Below are 21425 nucleotides of genomic sequence, written 5' to 3' on the forward strand. Positions count from 1 at the left end.
CTCAATCGTAAATGGCTGCGCTCGTTGGCTGAGCGCAGCTGGGGTATTTGGGTGGTTGCTGGGCGGCCTTAGTGGCTAGGCGCTGAGGTCGTCGTCGCGATAGAGCTGGTCTTCCAGCTCGTGCAGCGCCTGGCGATATTCGTTTTTACCGCCGAACTCTTTTTGGACAATGGTTTTGGGGCTGCCCAGGGGTTTAATCTGCGGCACCTTGAGCTCGGCGTAGCTCGGCTGTTCCAGCTGTTTGATACCGTCATCGGCATACTGCTCGATCAACATATCGAGCACTTTTTGTGCAACATCGGAGTATTTGCTGAAGTAGTTGCGCTTCTTGACGTTCTCGGCCCGTTCGCGCCGGGTCAGTGGCGGCTGATCGTATACGATGTGGCAGATAAGGTCGAACGGGTCCATATCCCGGCCCACTTCTTCCTCCAGTACTTCCCAGATCACGCCTTCAGTGGCGAGTTGGTCAATCACGGCTTGTTTGCGCTCGCTGTCTTTCCATTTGCGGGTGAAGTCGTCCAGGGAGGCAAAGCATTTGCTGACGGCTTTGCGGGTGTAGTCCTTAAAGGATTCGGTGACCAGTTTGCCGTCGGTATCGTAGTACTGCACGCGCTCAGCCATCTTTTTCACGGCGACGCCGTTGACCCGGTACTTGATAAAGGGCTCGTCCTCCTCCTGCAAATTCGGGTATTGAATGGAGTTACTGGAGGCTCCGTCGATTAGTGTGTTTTCTTCGTTATCCGTATTGGATTCGTCCGCTTGTGGCTGGTCTTCGATTTGGTTGAGTTCGTTATCGAAGGTGGGATTGTCTGGGTCGATAATCTCCGCCGGATTGGCGGCTAAGACCTTCTCCGGGATGCCGTCGAAGCGCTCGTCGGCAAACAGCTCGGTGGCTTTCTTGAAGTCGAGGATGGTAAACCAAAGTTTGTTGAATTTTTCATCAATACGGGTGCCGCGCCCGATAATCTGTTTGAACTTGGTCATGGACTGGATGTTTTGATCCAGCACCACCAGCTTGCAGGTTTTGGCATCCACGCCAGTGGTCATGAGTTCGGAGGTGGTGGCGATTACCGGATAGGCTTTTTTGGGGTTAATAAAGTTATCCAGCTGGGCCTTGCCGATCGCGTCATCGCCGGTGATTTTCATCACGTACTTCTCGTTCTTGGCGACCTGATCTTTGTTCAGGTTTACCAGGGCGCGGCGCATGCGCTCGGCGTGGTCTATGTCGTTGCAGAAGACAATGGTCTTGGCCATGGGGTCGGTGCGCTTTAAATAGGCGGTGATGGTCTCTGCCACCAGCTGGGTGCGCTCTTCGATCACCATCACGCGGTCGAAGTCTTTTTGGTTGTAGATGCGGTCTTTAATCACTTCGCCATTCTGGTCCAGCTGGCCCTTGGTGGGGCGCCAGCCTTGCAGGTCTACATCCAGGTCTACCCGCACCACTTTGTAGGGGGCGAGGAAGCCGTCTTCAATGCCCTCTTTGAGGGAGTAGGTGTAGATGGGGGCGTTGAAGTAATCGATATTTGAGACTTCATCAGTTTCTTTGGGCGTGGCGGTTAGGCCGATTTGGGTGGCGGAGCTGAAGTATTCGAGAATTTCACGCCAGGCGCTGTCCTCGGCGGCGCTGCCACGGTGGCATTCGTCGATCACGATCAGATCGAAGAAGCCGGGGTCTACCTGTTTGTAGGCTTTCTGGTGCTCCTCTGGCCCGGTGAGGGCTTGGTAGAGGGCCAGGTGGATTTCATAGGCCGGGTCGACTGTGCGGCCGCTGACTTTGGTCATGGCCGTGTCGAAGGGCTGGAAGTCGTTGGTGCGGGTCTGGTCTACCAGAATATTGCGGTCGGCCAGAAATAAGATGCGCTTTTTCTTCTTCGCCTTCCACAGCCGCCAGATAATTTGAAACGCGGTATAGGTTTTGCCGGTACCGGTGGCCATCACCAACAGTATGCGATCTTGCCCAGAGGCGACGGCCTCTATGGTTTTGTTGATGGCTTGCAGCTGGTAGTAGCGCGGCGTTTTGCCGCTGCCGTCATCGTAGTAATCCTGGGTAATAACCGGCAGTTGCTCTTCGGTGTAGCCCTTCCAGGTGCAGTACTTCTGCCATAGGCTCTCGGGGCTGGGGAAGTCGTCCAGTTGGATTTGCTGCTCAAGTGGGCCGCCATGGTCTAGCGCGGTCTTATCGTGAAACACAAAGCCATCACCGTTACTGGCAAATACAAAGGGCACATCCAGTAATTTGGCGTAGTCGAGGGCCTGTTGCATGCCCTTGTCGACACTATGCTTATTGGCTTTGGCCTCAATTACGGCCAGCGGTATACCGGGTTTGAGGTAGAGGACGATATCGGCGGATTTAACGGTTTTACGCGCACCGACTTGCCCGCGCACAATCACCTTGCCATCCCGCAGCTTGACCTCTTGGCGCAGCTGGTTGTGCCGGTCCCAGCCGGCTTGTTCAATGGCGGGGAGGATGTATTTCGTAATGATGTCCGCTTCGGAAAACCGCTTCTTGTCCATATGATGCAGGCCTACAGCTGGGCCATATAGTAGGCCCGATACACTTTTTGAATGATTATTGCGACTAAATTTATCACAGGATGGGCTTGAGGGGGATGTGTGTGGGTGGGTTAGTTTGGGGGGTGTTTTTTGTGGTTGTTTAGTGGTGGAAGCAAGTGCGTATCAGGTGGGTAAGTGTGGGGCAGCTGTAATTACCCAAATATCTTTGAATTTAGTGCTAGTAAGGACCAAATTTTTTACTGAATAGCTCTGCCAAGTGTGTTTCGACACCCTTTAGGTTCTCTGCATCGTTGAGCAAATCAGCTAGGCTGTCTTCATCAATTGAATTTTTATCAAGGGTTTCAATATGATTTAGGGTTTTCCTTATTAGCGTTGGTGGTTCTTAGTTGATGAGTGAGGCTGTTGGTGTAGGTGCTAGATGCACTGATTCACAATGAGCTACGCCTTCTATTGGCTACATTTACTTCCGTTTAGTATTATACTTAATCGCTAGTTTGAGGTGTTATTAATAAAAAGAGGCTCTTTTTTGCTTGCCCATTTCATCACTTCCTTTAATTTTTTTAATATCATTTTTATTTTTTTGCTCCTTTATCGCTCTTGAAATTTACAAATTGTCTACGGTGCCTTCTTTCTGGTTGTCTGGTTCATAGGGGCTGTTTTGGATTGCTTCCTGGTGATGTTTTCTATATCAGGCAGCAGTTGTTCAAGTCGCTTCTTCGCGTCTTCAAGTGTTTTTTTTATCCGGCCGTTCATATATCCACCTCGACTTCAAAATACAGTAACCTGGCAGAGAAGGCTTGTTTTCAGTTGAAGTCCCAAGACTGTCGTCACAGTGATACAATGTTGCTTTATTGTGGTGGTGTTATATATGATGACCGATACCTTCTAGTTGCGATAGTGTGGGAAGATACGCATGATTTTCTTGAAAAAGAAAACTCTAAGTTGTGAGGCTGCGCACTTGAAGCAGAAGTGTTTAGGATGAAAAATTGATGGCAAACTTAAAAGATATTAAGTGGATCAAGGGAGATGCCCCGAAGAAGCAGGGTGTATACATTATCGCTGTCGAAACTTGTGGAATCGCCTCAAGTAGCGCCTCTTATTGGAGTCCCGTTGAGGGTTGGGCAAACATTGCTCCGAATGACGAGGTGAGAGGTTTTATACACTTGGAGGATGTTGTTAAGCAGCTGCCGTATTTCTGGGAAGATGACGGTGAGGGGTATTAATCGCAGTTTTTCTATGCGTGATTAAGCGGGGTCTCTCCGGAGGCATAGTTAGGGATAACACATCAACTGAATTCTTATTCAGGAGCTTAAAGGGGGGCGGAAGTATGCTATTCAAATTTTCCTTCGGCAAAACAGCTAATCAACGATTACATTACTGGTTGCTACAGCCAAGTGCGGCTACATCAGTACAGCGATGGCTTGCCGCCAAATTGAGCTATGCCTTCTGCTGACTAAATTTACGTCCGTTCAGCGTTACGCTTAATTGCTGTTTTCTTGGTGTTATTAATAAAATGAGGCTCTTTTTGGCCTGCCCGTCCCATTGCTCCATTTAATTCTTTTCCCATATCAGTTTTATTTTTTGAGGAGTTGTTCATCTTTTTGCTCCTTTATCGCTCTTGGGATTTCCAGATCGTCTACGATGCCTTCTTTCAGGTTATCTGGTTCATCGGGGCTGTTTTGGTCTGCTTCCTTGTAACGCTTTTCTATATCAGGCAACAGTTCTTCAAGTCGCTTCTCCGCGTCTTCAAGCACTTTTTTTATTTGGTCGTTCATATATCTACCTCAACTTCAAAACACAGTAATCTGGCAGAGATGGCTTATTTGCAGTACTGACATAGTGGTACCCCTGTGCTTCATTGTAGGTGCGAGTTTTGGCTGAGGTAGGTCTTATGATCCTAATTTCGTCGGCTCCTAGCATAGTCGCATAGGCTTGTGCGGCATATGAGATTAGTTTAAATCCCTTGAAGCCAAGTTTGTCGTCTTTAAAAGGTGTGGGTTCAATAATATTGATTTTTAAGCTGGTGTTACGAGCAGTGGGCATGCCATAAGACAAGCTTACTCATGTCTGGCCTTGCTTAAAAGCTGTGTCAAACGGTTTGAAAAGCTTTTGATAACCGGGGTGCTCTATTGTCCAGTGCCAATCATTGTGTTTTCCGGGCTCTCCTTGTGCCCACGAACTTGCTTTAAGGAAATCTCTATAGCTTATTGGGGTTACTTTTGTATATGGAGGGCTAGCAATCTATATTTATCCTAAACGGGACTTATTCAATTACCTGAATCGGGTGATCGCCAAAGCTGAAAAGTTTTGAATAAGGAAGTGGCAGTGGTTGAAGGTAGTGGTTTGGGGTCTATGTGGCGCGAGCAAAGTGAGCCAGCAATATCTGCTAATTATGTTGTTGTAGTTCGTTATCTTCATGATTTTGGTGCTTACGATCTGGCTTCATGGAATGATAACCAGTGGAGTCTTGGATGCGGTGTAGAAGTGGTAGTGTAGCGGTCAAGTATTTTTGACCAGTTTCTTTTGAGTATCTCGAAATTTTTCTTCTGCCACATTTGGCGGCAAGCCGTTGTTGAGCTGATGTGGCTGCACTTAGCTGTAGTAGTCAATAATGTAATCATCATCTTCTATGGATGTTCCGTTACACCTTTTTGATCTGATCCCATTTATTTAGAAGGCTCCGACAGGCATTGAGCCTGTCGGATGAAAAGCATCAAGCGAGCTGCTATAAGGGAGATTGAGACTCTGTACCTGTAGCCATTCATTTATTATTGAGATTGAGGAAGTATAGTGCAAATAACTGAAGGGTGAGAGTAATCATGGCAAGCATAATTGGCGCTGAAATAATGGGTATTTCCTTTAATTGGTTGATTTCTTTTTGAATGACTTTCATTTGAGCTTTAGTATTGGCCATATCTAGATATGGAATGGACTGGAGCTTTGCAATCTGGGTAGTTTTTTCTTTAGGTGATATCTTGTCATTAAATTTTTTAGTGCCATTAAATTTTTTATCGAAAGCCTGAATATCTTTGAAAAGCTTAGCTAGGCTTTCCCATTTGTTCCTGCCTCCTATTGACAGTTCTGCCTTTTTCAGCGCCTCCTGAAGCGCATCACGAACCTTTTCCCATTGTTCTATGAGGAAGACTTCAAGTGATGAGATCGTTTCAAGCTTCGAATTTATAGATTGCTTGGCTCGGTAGGCTTCTGGTCCATGGCCGGTCGGCACCATTTTCTTATAGTGATGTATTTGATCTTTGGCTGTATCCAGGTCCCGCATGACGAAGCTGAGGTCATGCACGATGCTAGTCAGCTTCTGATAGGAGCCCACATTTCCAGACTTAATCTCTACCAGAGCGGTGCCAATCAGTTGATCCACCCTTGCCTTGGTTGCATGTGCGTCGATAGACATATCCTTTTATCCTCGTAAATCCGTTGAAGAATGTGTTCTACCTCTCTGATTTGAGATGCATATACCACATTCAATCTTTTCCTTGATGAAAATGCGATTTCTAAATCAAATCTGCCGAGTGTCGTGGTCTAATAGGGTGCGGGCCATTGCGCGGAAGCTGTAGGCGGCCATGGTTTTATTGTTATAGCCCAGTGATCTGAGCACTGTCTTCACACCGTTATTAGACAGTGGATGCGAGCTGATGGCAAAACCTATTTGTCATGGCCTGTTAGTGGCTCCAATTCTTGCAGTAAGGCTAGAGTCTGTTTAGCAAGAGGGATAATGTGTGGCTGGCCCAGTTTCATTTTTTCGCTGGGTATTTCTATGTGCTTGGTATTCCAATTGATTTCCGTCCACTCAAGTTTTCGTAATTCTCCAGGGTGGCAGAATAGGAGAGGGGGTAGTTTTAGGGCTGTTTTTACTATGCCACTACAGCCTTCCGGGTGCCCCGGTTCTCAATACGGCGCAGGTAGCAAAGTACTTCCGGTGGGCTTATCTCGGAGATAGGACGCTTACCCAAGTAGGGTTTTAGGTCACGCTCTAAAGTGAGGGTGGCACGGTCCTTTGATGAGTTGGATAGATGGGCCATCTTGGCAGCGAGCCACTCATCGCTAACGGTGGAGAAGCTGTTGTAGTTGGCTTCCAAGGCGGACTCTTTGCGGGCGTGTTTTGTGTCGCGAGGGTCAACGCCTTCAGCTACATGCTACCGAGCTTTATTACGGAGTTCGCTTCAGGCTTACATCTGGGGAGAGCCCAGGTGCCATTTCTGGACGCTTGCTGTGAAGGCGGAAACGGAATACCCAGCGCTTGGCCCCGGTCGGGGTCACTTCGATTGCCAGCCCTTTCTCATCGGACTCGATGTACTTTTTCTCGCGGGGCTTGAGGGCGACGGGGCAACCCTGCGTACTTCCTTGCCCTCCGGCAATTTGGTGAGGTCAGTGGCTCAAATCTGCTCGACCCCACAATTAACCCCACCAAAAATGGCTGGATTTGGTGGGTTTGAGTTAGATTAACTGGGATGGTCCAAATAAACAAAAACCCCGGAAACGCTAAGTTTGCGGGGCTTTTGTGGGCTGTCTGAGACAGCAATCTGGTGGAGATGGCGGGAGTCGAACCCGCGTCCGTCAGCACTCTGCCAGAGGCTCTACATGCTTAGCTCCGTCTATTGATTTAACCCAGTACAGCCCGGCGGTCAGGACGTATAGGGCGATCCCGTAAGATGTTTAACCGCTTACCCACGGGTATGGCTTGCGGCGATCCAGTTCTGTATAACAGTCAACAGCGCGATACTGGAACCTTGCTGAGGACTGCTAAGGGACGAACCCTTAGTTAGTGCTTCACAAGCTGCTTACGCAGCGAGTTGGGCACCGTAGTTGTCGTCGTTGGCAACTAATAAAATACAGCTTTGGATTTACGTGATTCGCTGCCATCACGGCATGCACCCAAGGTTTCGTCACCGGCGTCGAATCCAAGTCATCCCCGATAAGAAACACTTTCGTGTGTCGTCCAGTATACCCCAAAACTTCTCTGAGTAATAAATTTTATGTCACTGGCGTTTAGGCGATCAGAATCGCTGTTGTCAGGGGATGGTTTGGGGAGGAGGGGGTGCCCGGCGGTGGGGGCCGCCGGGGGAGGGCTTGATCAGCGAATGGATTGCACAAAAGCGGTTAGGATCAACAGTGGGCAGACGATGCGCACGTACCAGGGCCAGATCTTCCAGAACAGGGTGCGTTCGATATCCGGGTGACCCTTCTTTAACTCCGTCAGCAATTGGTCGCGGCGCCAGATCCAGCCGGCAAAGATACACAGGGCAATGCCGAGCAGAGGCTGGCCGTATTCGGTGCTGATACTGACGGCCAGGCCGAAGAGGTCGTCGAAGTTGTAGATGATAGTGCTGCTCACCCCGAAGATAATCAGGCCAACGATCGGGGTGGCGATGCGGCGGGGGATATTCAGGTTCTCAATAGAGAAGGCCACCGGTACTTCCAACATGGAGATGGAGGAGGTGAGGGAGGCGATAACCATCAGCGCGAAAAAGGCGATGGCGACAAATATCCCGGCTTCGCCCATGGTGTCGAACAGCGCGGGCAGCACCTGCAAAATCAGGTTGGGGCCGGCGATCAGAGCGCCGTCGGCAGCGAAGATCTGGGTGCCGGCTTCCTGGGCCACGTACATGGCGGGCAGGATCAGCAGGCCCGCAGTAAAGGCGATACCCACATCAATCAGGGTTACCAGGGCGCCGAGGCGCGGCAGGCTCTCCTGCTGGCTCAGGTAGGAGCCGTAGATCAGCATGGTGCCTACACCCAGGGACAGGGAGAAAAACGCCTGGCCCATGGCAGAAATCAGCAGGTCCGGGGTGAAGTGGTCGAAGTTGGGCATCAGGTACACTTCCAGGCCGGTGAGGGCGCCGGGCTGGGTGAGTACGTAGCCGATCAACAGCAGTAACAGGATGATCAGCGATGGCATCAACAGGGTGGACCAGCGCTCGATGCCCTTCTCAACGCCACTGGCGATAATCAGCATAGTGAGGCCGCTGAAAATGGCGGTCATCACCATATTGCGCTCGGTGCTGTTGCCGGCCAGCCACTGGGCGGCCTCCTGGGCGCCGAACAGGCTGGCGAAAGGCCCGGCCAGGTGGGCGACCATCCAGCCCGCTACAATGGCGTAGAAGCTCAGGATCAGAGACGCCACCAGGATGCCGCCGAAGCCGGTCAGGCCGCCGAAAAAACGGCTGATGGGGCCGCTGGCAATGGAGCGCAGCGCCTGCACCATATTGCGGCGCGCGTGGCGGCCGATGGTAAGTTCGGCCATCAGGGCCGGGTAGGCGAGGGCAAAGGCTAAAAATAAGTAGGCGACTACAAAGGCGGCACCGCCGTTACTGGCGGCCTTGGTTGGAAAGCCCCAAATATTGCCGAGACCCACGGCGGAGCCCGCCGCAGCCATCAAAAAGCCAATATTCGAGCTGAACTGTCCTCGCGGTGCACTCATGCTAAATCCTGTATTTATTGTTCTGATGCTTCACTGTGCATTATTTGTGCGCCGAGCGCATTAGGCGTTGCTTTTCGCGGTTCCAGTCGCGTTGCTTCTCCGTTTCGCGCTTGTCGTGGTGGGCCTTACCTTTGGCCAGGCAGATTTCACACTTCACCAGGTGCCCCTTCCAGTACAGGGCGGTAGCGACCACGGTGTGGCCCTTCTGTTCAACGGCGGCGATCAGCTTGGAGAGCTCGCGCTTGGTGAGCAGCAGGCGACGGGTGCGGTCGGGTTCGGTGACAAAGTGAGTGGAGGCGCTGGCTAGCGGCTGGATATTGGAACCCAGCAGCCAGGCTTCACCGTTTTTGAATATGACATAGCTGTCGGTCAGTTGGGCTTTGCCCTCCCGACAGCTTTTGACTTCCCAGCCTTTCATCTCAACGCCCGCCTCAAACTTTTCTTCAATGAAATAGTCGTGGCGGGCCTTCTTGTTGAGGGCGATGGTATTGGAGGTTTGTGCTTTCTTTTTCTTGGCCATGAAAACTACGAGTAACTAAATAAAACTGTGTCCAAAAAACTTCAGGGCCACGGTATTGATAAAGATCAGCAACAGTATCAATGGGATAAAAGTGCCCAGGGAGAAGTTAACGTATTTTTGCGAAAACGAGCCTGCAAAGCCATTGTCGCCTTCTTGCAGCTCTCGATCAAAATTGGATTTCTTCCATTTGTAGATCACGAACAGACAAACCAGCAGGCCGTTTAAAGGCAGGATGGTGTCGTAGAAGATAATCTCCACCAAATCGAAGAAGGATTTGTTCTCGCCGGCCAGTTGTACAAATTCAGTAAACCAAGTGGCCATACCGAATGATACGGCGCAAGCGATGGCCAGCACAAATTGAACTGCCGCGACCACGCAAATTGCCTTCTTGCGCTCCATATTGCGCTCGTCGCGCAGGGTGGCGATGGGCACTTCGATAATGGAAACCAGCGAGGTAATTGCGGCAACCAGTACCAGGAAGAAGAACACTGCCGCTACGGCGCTGGCGCCTATATAGCCGATACCATCCTGCAGGGCGAGGAAAATCTTCGGCAGGAACAGGAAGATCATACCGGCGGAGGAGTCGCTCAGCTCGGTCGGGTCGATTTGTGGATTGAAGTGGAAAATACTCGGCAGAATCAGCAGGCCAGCGGTAAAGGCCACCAGTGTGTCAGTAATGGCTACGGCGCGGGAGGAGCCGGGAATAGAGTCCCGCTTCTTCATGTAGGAGCCGTAAGTGATCATGATGCCCATACCCAGCGACAGGGAGAAGAAGGCCTGGGCCATGGCTTTGCTGATTACGTTGCCGTCAATTTTACTGAAGTCGGGTACCAGGTAGTAGCGCAAACCGAGTGCGGCGTTATCCAGGGTCAGTACAAAGAACACCAGTCCCAATAACATCACAAACAGCATGGGCATCAGGGTCTTGGCGGCCCGCTCGATACCGTCTTTAACGCCCATCGCGAGAATGGCGTTGATGATCAGCATCAGGATAACCAGATAAATAAATATCGTGGGGGTGTTAATAAAGTGGACAAAGAAATCCGGTGTGGCGAGCTTATCCAGGTTGCCGGAAAAGATTTCTACCAGATAGCCCATCACCCAGACGGTGACCACCAGATAGAAAACCGCGATCATAAATGGGGTGATCAGGGCCAGCCAGCCGGGGATACTCCACAGGGGTGAACCCCGGGATATGGTGCGATAGGCCCCGACGGGGTCTTTGTCTGAGCTGCGCCCCATAGCGAGCTCCGCCATCATCACCGGCAGACAGATCAGGAAGACAAAGAGAGCGTAGACCAGTAAAAAGGCGCCGCCCCCGCTCTTGGTGGCTGCTACGGGGAATGCGACCAGGTTGCCAATACCGACGGCGGAACCTGCGGCGGCCAGGATAAAGCCCAGCCTTGAGCCAAAATGCTCTCTCACTGCGGTCATAAGTAGTCTCGCTATTATTTTTTATGAATGCTTGTTTTTGTTACTGCGGCTAGGGCTAAACGTGACCCAGCGGTAATAAATGCGATTGTTACAGGAATTGTCTTGCTTGAGTAGCGCCGGCTGGCAAAATTAGCCGCTGAATGGTGATCCCAGGTGATTTTGCCTGGTGGACTGGGTTAGACGGTAGGAATGACTGAAATAGAACGCAGCGCGCTGGTGATGTACAGCGCAGAACAGATGTTTGATCTGGTCAATGATGTGGCCAGTTACCCGCAATTTTTGCCCGGCTGTCGCGCGGCGGAGGTGATCCACAGCGATGACACTACTTTAGAGGCGCGCCTGGATTTGTCGCGTGCGGGGATTAAGCAGAGCTTTGTAACCCGCAACCAGCTGGTGCGCCCCGAGTCGATGACGCTCAAGCTGGTGGACGGTCCCTTTGAGCAGTTCGAGGGGTTGTGGGCGTTTACCCCGCTGGCTGAAAATGCCTGCAAGGTGAGTTTTACCCTGTCGTTCTCGATGAAAAATCGATTGATCGCGGCGGCGGCGGGAAAAATTTTCAGCGACCTGGCTAATCAAATGGTTGCGGTTATGTGTGAGCGCGCCGAGGCAATTTACGGGAAACCCCAATGACAGAACAAAAAACAATTTCGGTGGAAGTGGTCTACGCGCTGCCTCACGAGCAGCGCCTGATGCGTTTGTTGGTGGTGGAGGGCACCACTGCGCGGGAGGCGCTAATTCGCTCGGGCATCCCCGAAGAGTATCCGGAAGTCGACCCGGATAGTGCGAAAATGGGGATTTTTGCCCAGGCGCTGGGGAGTAAGGGGCTGCCGCCGGCGGATAGCTATGTCCTGCAACCCGGCGACCGGGTCGAGGTGTACCGCCCGCTGATCGCCGATCCCAAAGAGGCGCGCAAACAGCGCGCCGAGAAGGCCAAGCGCCAGGCCGAGAAGAAAAAGGGGACCGAGGGGACTTCTGCCTAGGGCCACTCCGCCGGCTGCCAGTCACCGCTGGTGGCTACCAGGGCGTCTTCGTCGAAGTAGACGCTGAAAGTCTTCTGGGTGATATTGCCTTTCTTGTCGCGCAGGCGGTTGACGTAATCCCAGCGGTTGGGATTGTAGGTATCCTCCAGCAGCGGAGTGCCCAGCACAAATTGTACCTGGCGTCGCGTCATTCCGGGCTTCAGCTGGTCCACCATCTCCTGGGTAATGATATTGCCCTGCTGCACCTCAATGCGGTGTACGCCGGGGAATTTTACCAGTGTGCAGGCACCCAGTAGGGCGCAGAGGAAGGCGATGGTGAGAAATCTCAGACTAGGCGGCATTCATTGCTCCATTATTTGGTTTCAAACGGCAGCGCTCGCGCTGATTTCTTATAAACAGTCAGTTTAGTTCGATGCGAAGAAAAAAAGTTCCTCCACCTCGCCGTTCTGCACTAAGTGAGCAGTACGGGGTTTCTCTGACTCCGCAGGGCATGGGATAATACCCGAAGAGTTGACTCGCTGACAGACGGGACTCCAAGGTCGGAATCCTTGCTAAACGGCAGCTGTGAGCTTGGGCAACTTCGGATCACTTTTAAAATCCTGCCGGGAAATATTGATACATGTCGAACGAAAACCAGGAATTGCGCAAGGCTGGCCTCAAGGTCACTCTGCCGCGAGTAAAAATTCTGCAATTGCTTGAGAGCACTAGCGAGCAGCACTTGAGTGCTGAGGATGTCTACAAGCTGTTGCTGGAAGCGGGAGAGGATGTGGGCCTAGCCACGGTGTACCGGGTGTTGACCCAGTTTGAGAGCGCGGGCCTGGTAGTGCGCCACAATTTCGATGGCGGTCACTCTGTATTTGAGCTGGATCGCGGCGATCACCACGATCATATGGTCTGCACCGATACCGGCAAGGTTATCGAGTTCCACAATGAGGAGATTGAGGAGCTACAGCGTCAGATTGCCGAAGAGCACGGCTATGAGCTGACCGGCCACAGCCTGGTTCTGTATGTGACAGAAAAAGAGAAGTAATGCTTGCGGGTGCGGTGTTCACCGCACCCTTCAATGACGCGCGCTGCGACTAGCGACAGGGCGGAGTGTAAAGCTCCGGGAACTTGCCAATTTTATCCGCGTAAAACTCCTTGAGCTTCAGCAGTTCGGCTTCCAGGTTTTCCCCAAATTGCGCGATAGGACCTATGCCCACTTCCTTCTTGGGAAAGTTGATATAGCCCAGTACCACCGGCACCTTGGCGCTGCGGGCGATATGGTAAAAGCCGCTCTTCCAGCGCTCCGCCAGGCCGCGCGTGCCCTCGGGGGGAATGGCGATAATCAGTTCTTTGCGCAGTTTGAACTGCCTGGCAGTGGCTTCCACCAGGTTGTTGGCCTTGCTGCGGTCTACGGCAATACCGCCGAACCAGCGCATAGGGACGCCCAGGGGGAAGGTAAACAGCTTGTCTTTGCCCATCCACTGCGGGGTCATCTTCAGCTTGAGCGCGGCGAGGATAAAGTAGTAGCCATCCCAGTTGGTGGTGTGGGGGGCGCCGATCAGTACGTACTGCTTGAGCTTGAGGGACTGCTCGTCAGCTTTGACGCGCCAGCCGTGCAGCTTCAGTAGCATCCGCGCAACCAGGCGCAGGATCGGGGTGACAATGGGGGTGTTGAAAATTGTTCTCTGCATAACCTCAGCCGGGACTACTCATACATAGAAAAATAGGTTACCCAGTATATGGTGACTTTACCCGCCACTCACAGTCATATTTGTTCGTTTGTTCTAAATCGGCACATATATCCGACGAAAGGGGTGATTTACCGGATTGTGTGGCAGCTATTTATTGATCTATGGCACAAGATTGCTTAGCTAAATGTGCCATTTTTGCCTTTTTGCGACATGCGGCGCAGTTATAACGCTTTGGAGCTGGCGCTATGGCCGGCCCCACAAAAATATTGGAGTTTAGCTCCTCCCCAGCATTTCCTCGGCGTGGGCCAGGGACTGGGTGGTGGGAGCGCCGCCGAGCATGCGCGCTACCTCTTCGCGGCGCTCGCCGTTGGTGAGCTCGCGCAGAGCCACAAACACGCTTTCGCCATCACTGTGCTTTTCCACCAGGTATTGGCGGTGGGCCCGCGCCGCTACCTGGGCCAGGTGGGTGACACAGATCACCTGGCCGCTGCGGCCATCGCGGGTCTCTCCCAGTTGGCGCAGCAGGCGGCCCACTACATCACCGGTGGCCCCGCCGATACCCACATCCACCTCATCGAATACCAGGGTGGGGGTGCGCGAGGTCTGTGCGGTGACTACCTGGATCGCCAGGCTGACCCGGGAGAGTTCACCGCCGGAGGCGATCTTGCCCAGGGGGCGCGGCGGTTGGCCCGGGTTGGTGGAAATCAGTATTTCCGCTTCCTCCAACCCCTGGCTGTTGGGGGTATCCAGTTCTTGCAGGGACAGCTCCACGCAGGCGTGGGGCATGGCCAGGTCCGCCAGTTGACTGTTGACCGCCGCCGCCAGTGAGGTTGCCGCTTTGCCGCGCAGTTTACTGAGTTGGCTGGCGACTTTGCGGTACTGTTTTTCCAGCTGTTCACAGTTGGCGGCCAGGCGCTCCAGGGCGTCGGGGCTGCCGATATCGTCCAGCTCCGCCTGAAGTTGCTGTTGCAGTGCCGGCAGCTCCTGCGGTTGCACCCGGTGTTTGCGCGCCGCCTGGTAGATGGCGCTGAGCCGCTCTTCAACTTCGGAGAGCCGCTCCGGGTCCATCTCGAAGCGGTCGATATGGCGGGACAGGGTGGCTGCGGCTTCATCCACTTGGATGCGCGCACTGTCGAGCATCTGCGCCACTTCCACCAGCGCCGGTGCCTGCCCGGGCATGGAGGACAGCAGTTGCAGGGCGCGGTGCAGCTGTTCGGCGATATCGCCCTCACCACCGGACAGAAAAGCGGCCAGTTGATAGCTGCCGCTGAGAATTTCCCCGGCGTTGGCCAGCTGTTGCTGTTCGCTTTCCAGCGCCTCTATTTCTCCCTCGTTCAAACCCAGTTGCTCCAGCTCCTTGAGCTGGTATTCCAGCAGGTGGCGGCGGGCTTCGGCCTCTTCGGCGCTGTCGGCCAGGCTGCGGTAGCGGCGGTAGTGATCCCGCCAGGTTTTGAAGCGGCTGCGGGTCTCGGCGGTCAGTTCCTGGGCCTGGGCGTATTCATCCAGCAGGCGCAGGTGGGTTTCCTTTTTTAGCAGGGATTGGTGTTCGTGCTGGCTGTGGATATCGATCAGCTGTTCGCCCAGGGCGCGCAGTTGCAGCAGGGTCACCGGTTGGCCGTTGATATAGGCGCGGGAGCGGCCGTCGGCGCCGATAGTGCGGCGCAGAATCACTTCCTGCCCGGCGTCCAGCTCCTGGGATTCGAGCCAGCCGGCGGCGCTGGGGTGCGCGCCGATATCGAAGGTGGCGCTGATATCGGCGCGATTGGCGCCGGTGCGCACTAGCTCAGCGCTGCCGCGCCCACCCAGTGCCAGGCCGAGGGCGTCGAGCGTAATGGATTTACCCGCGCCGGTCTCACCGGTCAAGGTGCTGGTACCCGGGCCAAATTCCAACTCCAGTTGGTCCACCAGAGTGAATTGGCTGATAGACAGATGCAGCAGCATAGAGGTCGCTTTGTGTCCTTGCTAATCGACGGGCATCGGGCCCAGTTAGTGGTTATTTATACAGTATTCGCTGGCGCTTAGCTATAGCGGCGGGGTCATATTGCCTCCGGGGTGGGGTGCTTGCGCGAAAAACCACTTGAACTGTGCGGGGATGTCCCCATATAGCCTCCAGTGCCCGCGAGGCGGGCTCAACTCACATTACTGACAGAGTCGACGCGACGGAGAAAGCAGTGGCCAGAGAGCGCAGCGAAGAAGATCAGATTAAAGAGGGGGCGGAGCACGCACCAGCTACAGACGAGGGCGTTTCAGCAGAGGTTGAAGAGCCTTCCTCTATAGAGAGCGAGCTCGCCGAAGAGGCTTTGCAGGGTGAGGCCGAAGGTGCCGATGCCCTGCACGAGGAAATTATCAAGTTGCAGGAGCAGCTGGCAGCGCACAAGGATATGGCCCTGCGCGCTCAGGCGGAAGAGCAGAATGCCCGCCGCCGCGCGCAGCAGGATATCGAGCGCGCGCGCAAATTTGCGGTAGAGAAACTGTTGCAGGATTTGTTGCCGGTTGTCGACAACCTCGAGCGCGCCCTGGCGACTATCGATAGCGCCGACGAAGCCAACAAGGCCCTGGTAGAGGGTATCGAGCTGACCCACAAATCTTTCGTTGAAACCCTGACGAAAAATTCTGTGGAAGTGGTCGATCCCGCCGGTGAGCCCTTCGACCCGGAACTGCACCAGGCTATGACCCAGGTGCCCAACGGCGAGGTAGAGCCGAACACGGTTCTGGAGGTGTTTCAGAAAGGTTATCGCCTTAACGGTCGCCTGGTGCGCCCGGCCATGGTGGTGGTCAGCAAAGCGCTCTAGTGGCAAAAGTGTAAAAGTGGCAGAAGTGTAAAGCGGCCTTGAATTTTTGCGGCCGGCACCAATATAGCTGACATCAGAAGAATTATTTGCGCGTTGAGTACAGAACAGAGCTGGCGGCGCGCACCAAACGAGGAATTGACTAATGGGAAAAATTATCGGCATCGACCTGGGTACCACTAACAGCTGTGTAGCGGTACTGGATGGTGACAAGGCGCGTGTAATCGAGAACGCCGAAGGCGATCGCACTACCCCCTCTATTGTTGCTTTCACTGACGATAGCGAAATTCTGGTAGGTCAGTCTGCCAAGCGTCAGGCGGTGACCAATCCTCAAAATACTCTGTTTGCGGTTAAGCGTCTGATCGGTCGCAAATTCAAAGACGACGTTGTCCAGAAAGATATTCAGATGGTGCCTTACACCATCACTGGCGCTGACAACGGCGACGCTTGGGTAGAAGTGAAAGGCGACAAAAAAGCGCCGCCGCAGATCTCTGCCGAAGTTCTGAAGAAAATGAAAAAGACTGCGGAAGATTTCCTCGGTGAGAAAGTTGACGCTGCGGTAATTACCGTACCGGCTTACTTCAACGACTCCCAGCGCCAGGCTACCAAAGACGCCGGCCGCATCGCGGGCCTGGACGTTAAGCGTATTATCAACGAGCCGACTGCCGCTGCTCTGGCCTACGGCCTGGACAAGCAGGGCGGTGACCGCACTGTAGCGGTATACGATCTGGGTGGTGGTACCTTCGATATCTCCATTATCGAAATTGCCGACGTAGACGGCGAGAAGCAGTTCGAAGTACTGTCCACCAACGGTGACACCTTCCTCGGTGGTGAAGACTTCGACCTGCGCCTGATCGAATACCTCGCAGACGAATTCAAGAAAGACCAGGGCATCGACCTGAAAGGCGACCCCCTGGCGATGCAGCGCCTGAAAGAAGCTGCGGAAAAAGCCAAGATTGAGCTGTCCTCCAGCCAGCAGACCGAAGTTAACCTGCCGTACATCACCGCAGATGCCACTGGTCCCAAGCACTTGGTGGTTAAGCTGACCCGCGCCAAGCTGGAAAGCCTGGTAGAAGAGCTGGTTATCCGCTCTCTGGAGCCGGTAAAAATCGCTCTGCAAGATGCCGACCTGTCCGCTTCCGGCGTAGACGAAGTAATCCTGGTGGGCGGTCAGACCCGCATGCCGCTGGTACAGCAGAAAGTAACCGAGTTCTTCGGCAAAGAGCCGCGCAAAGACGTTAACCCCGACGAAGCTGTGGCCATGGGTGCTGCTATCCAGGGCGCGGTACTGTCCGGTGACGTTAAAGACGTACTGCTGCTGGACGTAACCCCGCTGACCCTGGGTATCGAAACCATGGGTGGCGTTGCGACTCCGCTGATCGACAAGAACACCACTATCCCCACCAAGAAGTCTCAGGTTTTCTCCACTGCGGACGACAACCAGACTGCGGTGACCATTCACGTGGTTCAGGGTGAGCGCAAGCAAGCGGCACAGAACAAGTCCCTGGGTCGTTTCGACCTGGCCGATATCCCGCCGGCACCGCGCGGCATGCCGCAGATCGAAGTAACCTTCGATATCGATGCCAACGGTATCCTGCACGTACACGCGAAGGACAAGGCCACGGGTAAAGAGCAGTCTATCGTGATCCAGGCTTCCTCTGGTCTGTCCGAGGACGAGATCGACAAGATGGTTCAGGACGCCGAGGCCAATGCCGAAGCGGACAAGCAGTTCGAAGAGCTGGTGCAGACTCGCAACACGCTCGACGGTCTGATTTCTGCCACCAAGAAGACTCTGGAAGAAGCGGGCGACAAAGCCACCGCTGAAGAGAAAGCGGCGATTGAAGCGGCCGTTAGCGAAGCGGAAGAAGCCGTTAAAGGCAACGACAAGGCGGCTATGGAAGCGGCGACTACCAAGCTGACTGAAGCTTCCGGTCCGCTGGCGCAGAAGATGTACGCCGAGCAGGCTCAAGCCGCTGGTGCTGAAGGTGCCGCTGGTGCCCAGGACGAGCAGCAGTCCTCCGCTGGTGACGACGCAGTAGACGCGGAGTTCGAAGAAGTTAAGGACGACAAAAAAGAAGGTAAGTAAGCGTACGCTTGCATTTCCGGCGGCGGCTTTTGCGGTGTCGCTGGAGAACTTCAGGGGCGCGGCGCCTTACTTTTAGAGGCCCGCGCCCTGTGTTGTTTCAGGCACCCAGCAATAGTGGCCGCATTCTGCCGCTTTGCTGGCGCTCCGCGCGCGGAGCTTAATTAGAAACCGAGAAGTAGAGAGAGTTTGGCCGTTCTTGATGCCGGACCAGAGAACATAGTTTTATGTCGAAACGCGATTATTACGAAGTCCTCGGCGTCGAGCGCGGCGCTTCGGATGCAGAGCTGAAGAAAGCCTACCGCCGGGTGGCGATGAAGTTTCACCCGGACCGTAACCCCGATGATGCGGAAGCGGAAAACAAGTTCAAGGAAGCCAATGAGGCCTACGAGATCCTGTCGGATTCCGAGAAGCGCGCAGCCTATGACCAGTTTGGCCACGCCGGTGTGGAAGGCCAGATGGGCGGTGGTGGCGCCGGTGGTTTCGGCGGCTTCTCCGATATTTTCGGCGATGTGTTCGGCGATATCTTCGGTGGTGGCGGCGGTGGCCGTCGCGGCGGCCCGGCGCGCGGTTCCGATCTGCGCTATGACCTGGAGCTGGATCTGGAAGACGCAGTGCGCGGCACCACGGTTAAGATTCGCGTTCCGACCCTGGCGTCCTGTGGTACCTGTAGCGGTTCTGGCGCCAAGCCCGGCTCCTCCCCGCAAACCTGTGGCACCTGTGGCGGTGCCGGCCAGGTGCGCATGCAGCAGGGTTTCTTCTCTGTACAGCAAACCTGCCCCAACTGTCGCGGTCGCGGTACCACTATCTCCGATCCCTGTGGCAGCTGCCACGGTCGCGGTCGCGTAGAGGAAACCAAGACTCTGTCGGTTAAGGTTCCGCCCGGTGTGGATACCGGTGATCGCATTCGCCTGTCCGGTGAGGGTGAGGCCGGACCGGACGGCGGTCCCGCCGGCGATCTCTATGTACAGGTGGTGGTAAAAGAGCACGACCTGTTCCAGCGCGATGGCAAAAACCTCTACTGCGAAGTGCCGATCAGTTTTGTTTCCGCAGCCCTCGGCGGCGAGCTGGAAGTGCCGACGCTCGACGGCAAGGTGAAGCTGAAGATTCCGGCAGAGAGTCAGACTGGCAAGCTGTTCCGCCTGCGCGGCAAAGGCGTTACCCCGGTGCGCGGCGGTGCAACCGGCGACCTGCTGTGTCGCGTTGTAGTGGAGACTCCGGTAAACCTGTCCGGCAAGCAAAAAGACTTGTTGCAGGAGTTCGCCAATACCCTCAGTGAAAAGAAAAATTCACCGCGTCAAACCGGTTGGTTTGAAGGGGTGAAGAACTTCTTTGGGGATATGAAGCTTTAGGGCGAAAATCCGGCTGGCCTGAAGCTTAACCGCTTCAGGCCAGTTTTATTGGCTGGGCTGGGCCCGCAGTCTATTTGCCACTTCACTGATAAATTCCATCTGTATTTTCTGCACTTCGCGCATTTGTGTTGTGCTTAAAACCTCCCGCAATTTCTCCAGACTCTGATTGCTAATTACAGCCATTTCTGTGCCTATTTCGCTGCGCAGTTTGGGGCTGAGGGTCACCTTGTTATCGCCCAGTAATCCATGGCTTTTTAGCACCGCTTTTTTCTCGGCAAAACTCTGCTGCAGAATGGGGACTACCACCTTTTTCTGTGCGGGGGTGAGCTGCAAACGCAGCGTCACCCAGTCGGTAATATCATCATATTTTTCCCAAAAATCGGCACTGGCACCTTGCTGTTGGGCGGAAACCGGTGCGCTGCCAAAAGCCAAGCTCAGGGAAATAACCACTGCCAGAATATGTGGCAGCTGGTTGGACAGGATCATCAGTCGCATATTGGCGCTCCATTTACCCTCCCGCTAAAGCGTAGCAGTGGCTGCCACGTTTGTTTCGCGCCCTGGTAATTTTAAAGTTATTTTTTATTCCATTTTCTAATAATTGCTCCAACGGGGCGCGGCGCTTTGTTTTTAGGGGAGATCCTGCCCCCTGCAACGGGGGTTTAATTTCGGCGGTAATTAGCCTGGTGTATGAGTGCTATGGACGTTTTCTTCCTCCTTTGGAGTCTGTGAGATCAGTGCTCATTCCCACTTTTAATGCTCGACTGACAAAGGATTGTAGAAATATGTATACCGCCAAGGAAACGAAAATCATAGAGCAATATAATTCCGAGAGGACGCCCTATGAGCTGAAAGAAAATATGATGGCGCGCAACCCGATCCTATCCGAAGATTGCCCCTGGGTAGAGATTCGCGGGGTTTTTGCTTCGGTAACAATAACCGGGAATACCAGCTGGATTCCCCTGGTAAATACGCTTTACGCTCGCGGATGTCGAAAGGTGGCCATCTTCGGTGGGCGACACGGAAGCATTCTGAACCCCTCGCAGAATAATGGCGCACTGTATGGATTAATGTGGGATGCGGATCACTTCGCAGGAGACAAACAGGCGGCGACAGAGACCAGAAAACACCTGCTGGACTGCGAAATTACCTGTGTTGATCTGAAGGAGGAGACCTCTAGCCGCTCTTCCGATAACCTGAAAAAATTGACCCGAGAGTATTACGACAAGGGATACAAAATTATATATGCCTGGTGCTACTCGCTGTTTGCCTTTGAAGAGGTAAACCCCACGAATATTGAATACTTTCAGGAAAACCCGGAAGCGGCAAAGCTCCTCAACGAGAGTTTTGCCAAGTGCAGTATCCATAAATTAACGGATATCAGTTGGAGTTGGTGGAGTCCAGCGTGATGCCGCTTTGAGGTGCTTTCCCCCTGAGGTACCGTGTAAGCCAGCTTTTGCCGGTGGAAAAATAGGTATACCTCTGCGGACGGACTCTGGCGGCTTATTCTTTTGCACCAGAGTCGCCCTCCGTTTAAACGTTACACAAGCGCCACTTTACTGCCGCAGATGGGGGCCGGCGCTGCCCCCTCTGGATATCTATGCGCGCTACTGGGGGCGATGTAGAATCCGGAATCTTATGGAC

At 53.8% G+C, this 21425-nt stretch carries 23 protein-coding genes and 1 other RNA gene; 10 read left to right on the plus strand and 14 right to left on the minus strand.

Going from position 1 to position 21425, the window contains the following annotated elements:
* Positions 1-75 precede the first annotated feature (75 nt).
* Positions 76-2514, minus strand: a complete 2439-nt coding sequence (gene hsdR, locus ACJJIK_RS18535) for an EcoAI/FtnUII family type I restriction enzme subunit R (protein ID WP_444943530.1) — start codon at positions 2512-2514, stop codon at positions 76-78.
* 807 nt (positions 2515-3321) lie between these two features.
* Between hsdR and ACJJIK_RS18540 the strand changes: the two genes are divergently transcribed.
* Positions 3322-3462, plus strand: coding sequence for a type II toxin-antitoxin system YafO family toxin (locus ACJJIK_RS18540; RefSeq protein ID WP_444929730.1), 141 nt, complete (start codon positions 3322-3324; stop codon positions 3460-3462).
* Positions 3463-3503: 41 nt separating this feature from the next.
* Positions 3504-3737 carry a hypothetical protein gene (locus ACJJIK_RS18545; RefSeq protein ID WP_444929731.1) on the plus strand — a complete coding sequence of 78 codons (234 nt, stop codon included), beginning with the start codon at positions 3504-3506 and terminating at the stop codon, positions 3735-3737.
* A gap of 236 nt (positions 3738-3973) precedes the next feature.
* Here the strand turns inward: ACJJIK_RS18545 and ACJJIK_RS18550 are convergent, their stop codons facing one another.
* Together ACJJIK_RS18550 and ACJJIK_RS18555 are read right to left on the minus strand one after the other, a co-directional pair.
* A complete protein-coding gene (locus ACJJIK_RS18550) occupies positions 3974-4111 on the minus strand; it encodes a hypothetical protein (RefSeq protein WP_444943531.1) in 138 nt (45 codons plus the stop codon).
* On the minus strand, positions 4089-4289 hold the full coding sequence (locus ACJJIK_RS18555; RefSeq protein ID WP_444929733.1) for a hypothetical protein: 201 nt from the start codon (positions 4287-4289) through the stop codon (positions 4089-4091). The genes ACJJIK_RS18550 and ACJJIK_RS18555 overlap by 23 nt, the downstream gene beginning before the upstream one ends.
* Before the next feature lie 532 nt (positions 4290-4821).
* On the opposite strand from ACJJIK_RS18555, the gene ACJJIK_RS18560 reads away from it, so the two are divergent.
* The gene (locus ACJJIK_RS18560; protein WP_444943532.1) at positions 4822-5010 is read left to right on the plus strand and encodes a hypothetical protein; all 189 of its coding nucleotides are present in this window, start codon (positions 4822-4824) and stop codon (positions 5008-5010) included.
* 265 nt (positions 5011-5275) lie between these two features.
* On the opposite strand, the gene ACJJIK_RS18565 is transcribed toward ACJJIK_RS18560, so the two are convergent.
* The 7 genes from ACJJIK_RS18565 to ACJJIK_RS18595 form a co-directional block, all read right to left on the minus strand.
* A complete protein-coding gene (locus tag ACJJIK_RS18565) occupies positions 5276-5923 on the minus strand; it encodes a hypothetical protein (protein WP_444943533.1) in 648 nt (215 codons plus the stop codon).
* Positions 5924-6383: 460 nt separating this feature from the next.
* The gene (locus tag ACJJIK_RS18570; protein ID WP_444929736.1) at positions 6384-6608 is read right to left on the minus strand and encodes a phage integrase central domain-containing protein; all 225 of its coding nucleotides are present in this window, start codon (positions 6606-6608) and stop codon (positions 6384-6386) included.
* A gap of 70 nt (positions 6609-6678) precedes the next feature.
* Positions 6679-6789, minus strand: coding sequence for an Arm DNA-binding domain-containing protein (locus ACJJIK_RS18575; protein WP_444929737.1), 111 nt, complete (start codon positions 6787-6789; stop codon positions 6679-6681).
* A 264-nt stretch (positions 6790-7053) separates the two neighbouring features.
* Positions 7054-7443: a transfer-messenger RNA gene (gene ssrA / locus ACJJIK_RS18580) on the minus strand.
* 160 nt (positions 7444-7603) lie between these two features.
* Positions 7604-8950: a sodium-dependent transporter gene (locus ACJJIK_RS18585; RefSeq protein ID WP_444943534.1), complete on the minus strand. Its 1347-nt coding sequence runs from the start codon at positions 8948-8950 to the stop codon at positions 7604-7606.
* A 40-nt stretch (positions 8951-8990) separates the two neighbouring features.
* Complete coding sequence (gene smpB, locus ACJJIK_RS18590; protein ID WP_444929739.1) at positions 8991-9470, minus strand: SsrA-binding protein SmpB; 480 nt, start codon at positions 9468-9470, stop codon at positions 8991-8993.
* Between the two features lie 15 nt (positions 9471-9485).
* The gene (locus tag ACJJIK_RS18595) at positions 9486-10904 is read right to left on the minus strand and encodes a sodium-dependent transporter (RefSeq protein WP_444943535.1); all 1419 of its coding nucleotides are present in this window, start codon (positions 10902-10904) and stop codon (positions 9486-9488) included.
* Positions 10905-11093: 189 nt separating this feature from the next.
* Here ACJJIK_RS18595 and ACJJIK_RS18600 point away from each other — a divergent pair, with 189 nt between their 5' ends.
* Both ACJJIK_RS18600 and ACJJIK_RS18605 read left to right on the plus strand, forming a co-directional pair.
* Positions 11094-11534, plus strand: a complete 441-nt coding sequence (locus ACJJIK_RS18600; protein WP_444943536.1) for a type II toxin-antitoxin system RatA family toxin — start codon at positions 11094-11096, stop codon at positions 11532-11534.
* A complete protein-coding gene (locus tag ACJJIK_RS18605; protein WP_444943537.1) occupies positions 11531-11884 on the plus strand; it encodes an RnfH family protein in 354 nt (117 codons plus the stop codon). Before ACJJIK_RS18600 ends, ACJJIK_RS18605 begins: the two co-directional genes overlap by 4 nt.
* Here the strand turns inward: ACJJIK_RS18605 and ACJJIK_RS18610 are convergent.
* Positions 11881-12225 (minus strand): outer membrane protein assembly factor BamE, encoded by a 345-nt coding sequence (locus ACJJIK_RS18610; RefSeq protein ID WP_444929743.1) that lies wholly within the window; start codon positions 12223-12225, stop codon positions 11881-11883. The genes ACJJIK_RS18605 and ACJJIK_RS18610 overlap by 4 nt on opposite strands.
* Before the next feature lie 278 nt (positions 12226-12503).
* On the opposite strand from ACJJIK_RS18610, the gene fur reads away from it, so the two are divergent.
* Entirely contained in the window at positions 12504-12914 is a 411-nt protein-coding gene (fur, locus tag ACJJIK_RS18615; protein ID WP_282931309.1) for a ferric iron uptake transcriptional regulator, read from the plus strand.
* A gap of 49 nt (positions 12915-12963) precedes the next feature.
* On the opposite strand, the gene ACJJIK_RS18620 is transcribed toward fur, so the two are convergent.
* Positions 12964-13560 carry a 1-acyl-sn-glycerol-3-phosphate acyltransferase gene (locus tag ACJJIK_RS18620; RefSeq protein WP_444929744.1) on the minus strand — a complete coding sequence of 199 codons (597 nt, stop codon included), beginning with the start codon at positions 13558-13560 and terminating at the stop codon, positions 12964-12966.
* A gap of 273 nt (positions 13561-13833) precedes the next feature.
* Positions 13834-15501, minus strand: coding sequence for a DNA repair protein RecN (recN, locus tag ACJJIK_RS18625; protein ID WP_444943538.1), 1668 nt, complete (start codon positions 15499-15501; stop codon positions 13834-13836).
* Positions 15502-15731: 230 nt separating this feature from the next.
* On the opposite strand from recN, the gene grpE reads away from it, so the two are divergent.
* The 3 genes from grpE (at position 15732) to dnaJ (ending at position 19784) form a co-directional block, all read left to right on the plus strand.
* The gene (gene grpE, locus ACJJIK_RS18630; protein WP_444929746.1) at positions 15732-16352 is read left to right on the plus strand and encodes a nucleotide exchange factor GrpE; all 621 of its coding nucleotides are present in this window, start codon (positions 15732-15734) and stop codon (positions 16350-16352) included.
* Between the two features lie 142 nt (positions 16353-16494).
* Positions 16495-18435 carry a molecular chaperone DnaK gene (gene dnaK / locus ACJJIK_RS18635; protein ID WP_444929747.1) on the plus strand — a complete coding sequence of 647 codons (1941 nt, stop codon included), beginning with the start codon at positions 16495-16497 and terminating at the stop codon, positions 18433-18435.
* Between the two features lie 224 nt (positions 18436-18659).
* Positions 18660-19784, plus strand: coding sequence for a molecular chaperone DnaJ (dnaJ, locus tag ACJJIK_RS18640; RefSeq protein ID WP_444929748.1), 1125 nt, complete (start codon positions 18660-18662; stop codon positions 19782-19784).
* A 45-nt stretch (positions 19785-19829) separates the two neighbouring features.
* Here the strand turns inward: dnaJ and ACJJIK_RS18645 are convergent, their stop codons facing one another.
* Positions 19830-20279 carry a hypothetical protein gene (locus tag ACJJIK_RS18645; RefSeq protein ID WP_444943539.1) on the minus strand — a complete coding sequence of 150 codons (450 nt, stop codon included), beginning with the start codon at positions 20277-20279 and terminating at the stop codon, positions 19830-19832.
* Positions 20280-20566: 287 nt separating this feature from the next.
* Between ACJJIK_RS18645 and ACJJIK_RS18650 the strand changes: the two genes are divergently transcribed.
* Complete coding sequence (locus ACJJIK_RS18650) at positions 20567-21190, plus strand: hypothetical protein (protein ID WP_444943540.1); 624 nt, start codon at positions 20567-20569, stop codon at positions 21188-21190.
* The last annotated feature ends 235 nt before the right edge of the window (positions 21191-21425 follow it).

The organism is Microbulbifer regidiadema (SeqCode), from assembly GCF_052466995.1.